The sequence below is a fragment of the uncultured Moraxella sp. genome, assembly GCF_945873075.1.
GTDB lineage: Bacteria > Pseudomonadota > Gammaproteobacteria > Pseudomonadales > Moraxellaceae > Moraxella.
In genome coordinates this window covers 1-3,242 of record NZ_CAMCBS010000058.1, presented here as the reverse complement: position 1 = coordinate 3,242, position 3,242 = coordinate 1, and the positions used below count along the sequence as shown (strand labels likewise).

3 protein-coding genes are annotated in these 3,242 nt (G+C 44.2%); all 3 read left to right on the top strand.

The features are described 5' to 3' along the window. Positions 1 to 178: 178 nt before the first annotated feature. Positions 179 to 895, top strand: a complete 717-nt coding sequence (locus tag Q0N89_RS09795; protein ID WP_294035914.1) for a TetR family transcriptional regulator — start codon at positions 179 to 181, stop codon at positions 893 to 895. A gap of 138 nt (positions 896 to 1,033) precedes the next feature. Then, positions 1,034 to 2,086 (top strand): exodeoxyribonuclease III, encoded by a 1,053-nt coding sequence (locus Q0N89_RS09790; RefSeq protein WP_294035912.1) that lies wholly within the window; start codon positions 1,034 to 1,036, stop codon positions 2,084 to 2,086. A 362-nt stretch (positions 2,087 to 2,448) separates the two neighbouring features. Then, the coding region (locus tag Q0N89_RS09785; protein WP_294035910.1) for a transporter substrate-binding domain-containing protein at positions 2,449 to 3,242 on the top strand (794 nt) is incomplete at its 3' end.

Sequence of the window (3,242 nt, the reverse complement as noted above, 5' to 3'; positions counted from 1 at the left end):
TTGTCAAATCCACTTGCTTGCAGGTGGATTTTTTTATTTATCCAATCCAAACCACACGATTGCAACACTTGTAAACAATTTTTAGCATAAAAAATCATCATCTTAGTCTTTATCACTTGCAACTGTGTGGCTTTTTGTCGATAATATACAGTCATTCACTCAATTTTATGGACAAACCATGAGCGTCGAAAAATCCACCAATCGTGAACAAAAAAAACGCCAAACACGCCAAGCTTTTTTTAATGCGGTGCTTGATCTGTGTATGAGCGGTCAGGGCTACAGCTCAATCAGCTTACGCCAAGTTACCCGTGAAGTTGGTGTCGTGCCGACAGCGTTTTATCGACATTTTGATGACATGGAAAGCCTTGGCAAGGCATTGGTCGAAGATGAGTTAGGTAACGCCCTTGCCATGTTGCGTGAGCATATGCAATTAGGTCGCAAGCGTAGCTTTGATCGACAAATCGCCAAAAGCGTTCAGCTATTTTTTAAGGCGGTCAATGCTCAGCCACGCTATTGGCAGTTCATCGCATCCGAGCGTTTTGGCGGTTCTGAAGCGGTTCGCCGTGCCATCAGCGAGCAGATTGCCACTTTTGCCAAGATTATGAGTGAAGATCTAGGGATGCAGCCTGCCTTTGAGCACATCAGTATCGAAGATCGCTATTTACTCGCCGAAACTGGGGTCAATCTGTCGTTCTCATGGATTATTGATTGGCTTGATTTGACCTATATGCCTGATCTACTCGATGAAGACGAACGCCCAAGCGTCGATGAACTTGAAGCCAAAAAACAAGCCATGCTCCATCGCTGTACTCGTCAGATGCAGATGGTGCTGTATGGGGCGTATAATTGGAAATCAAGCGAAGAAACCTTGCTTGATGAACAAATCAAAAATTAAGATGATAGCAAGAGCGTCATTAAATACAATTATCAAAGCCAATCATTGATAAAATCGTAAGATTTTTGCTTGCTATTTTATCAAGTTCCAAGTAGCATGGGGCGAGTTTTCGCCCTTTTTTGTTTTTTTTAGATGATTATGACTGTTAAATCTATTTTAAATAAACCCAAATCAATTTTAAACACTAAGCCATCTACCCAAACCACTTCACAAGCTCTACCCAAAGCCGAGCCATCAGTTGCACCACCTGCGACCGACACCATCAAGCCCAAACGCATCGCCAAATCCGCCACCGCAGGCGCACCAAAGGCAACAGGCGTAACGCCAAGCTTTGATGTCAAGCCCAATGATGTCGTACCCACCAAAGCCATCTATGACAACCCCGCCAAAGTGCTGCGTATCGTCTCCATCAATGTCAATGGACTACGCTCTGCTGAGAAAAAAGGCTTTTTTGAGTGGTTAGTCACATCTGATGCCGATGTCGTGTGTATCCAAGAAGCCCGCATCACTCATGAGCAGTGGACGGATAAATTTCGCCCCGATGGTTGGCACACGCATCTATTCCCTGCCGAGCGCGCAGGTTATGCAGGCACGGCGATTTATAGCCGATTGCCCTTTGTATCGGTCACAGATGGCTTAGGCTTTGAGCTTGCCGATAGTCAAGGACGCTTTATCACGGCTGAATTTGACTTATCAGCGCATGGCATCGACACGCCTGTACACATCGCATCGCTGTACTTGCCATCAGGCTCATCAGGCGATGACGCCCAAGCCCGCAAAGATCATTTCCTAGAACAATACCGCCACATCCTAAAGGTATGGCGTGATGCCAACAAATCCATCATCGTCTGTGGCGACTATAATATCGTGCACAAGCGTATCGACATCAAAAACTGGTCAGGCAACCAAAAAGCATCCGGCTGCCTGCCACATGAGCGAGCTTGGCTTGATCATATCTATGATGAGCTTGGCTATGTCGATACTTTTCGTGTCGTCCGCCATGATGCTGACATCTATTCGTGGTGGTCAAATCGGGGTCAAGCCCGTGCCAAGAATGTCGGGTGGCGTATCGATTATCAAGCCTGCTCACCGGATTGGCGTGATCGCACCGTCAATGCTTGGGTGTATAAAGATCAATGGTTTAGCGACCATGCGCCGGTGATTATTGATTATTTATTAAGCAGTGAATAGATGTATTTTTATTCTTTGCATACAATCCTAGCTATCCATGATAAGGCGTTCTTAGTAACGCCTTTTATTTTATTTGATAAAATCTGGTTGTATTGATGATTTGTATTAATGATATTATCAATTTGTATAGAACAATTTTGCAAAATAACCTTCCAAAGGTGGCATTTTACAACTGATATCATCTATCAAATGTTACAATAAGCTTACAAAATTTGTCTATAAATCATTAAACATTGCTTGCATTCGTCCAAATTTTCGATTATTTTAAATAATACGGTGATTTTGTTTTACCGTTGAGCGGTTATTTTGCAGTGATGTTTTTTTGTTTGACCGCTCAGACTTGTTGTTATAAGGAAATTATAATGTTTCAAATCAAACCACTTTCTTTGGGTCTAGCCATCGTTGCGGCTGTTGGACTAACTGCTTGTAATAAGCCTGCTGAACAAGCGGCTGCCGGCACTGATGCCGCTGCTGCCCCTGCTGGTAACACACAAGGCACGCTTGAAAAAATCAAACAATCAGGTACGATTGTACTGGCGCACCGTGACTCATCTATCCCATTTTCTTACATCGCTGACAATCCAAATCAACCTGTCGGCTATGCGCACGACCTACAGCTAAAAGTGGTTGAAGCGGTCAAAGAAAAGCTACAAATGCCTGACCTAAAAGTCCGCTACAATCTTGTAACTTCACAAACTCGTATTCCATTGGTTCAAAACGGTACTGTCGATCTTGAGTGTGGCTCAACCACCAACAACGAAGAGCGTGCACAACAAGTCGATTTCTCAGTCGGTTTCTTTGAAATCGGTACTCGTCTATTGACCGCTACCGACTCAGGTATCAACAGCTTTGAAGATCTAAAAGATCAAACGCTAGTCACCACCGCAGGTACGACTTCTGAGCGTTATATCCGTCAATTCAACGACGAGAAAAAACTTAACATCAACATCATCTCAGCCAAAGACCACGGCGAAGCGTTCTTGATGCTTGAAAATGGCCGTGCCAAAGCCTTTATGATGGACGATGTCCTATTAGCTGGCGAAAAAGCCAAAGCCAAAGATCCTGCCAAATGGCACATCGTTGGCGAGCCACAGTCATTTGAAATCTATGGCTGTATGATGCGTAAAGGCGACACCGAGTTCAAAGCACTGGTTGA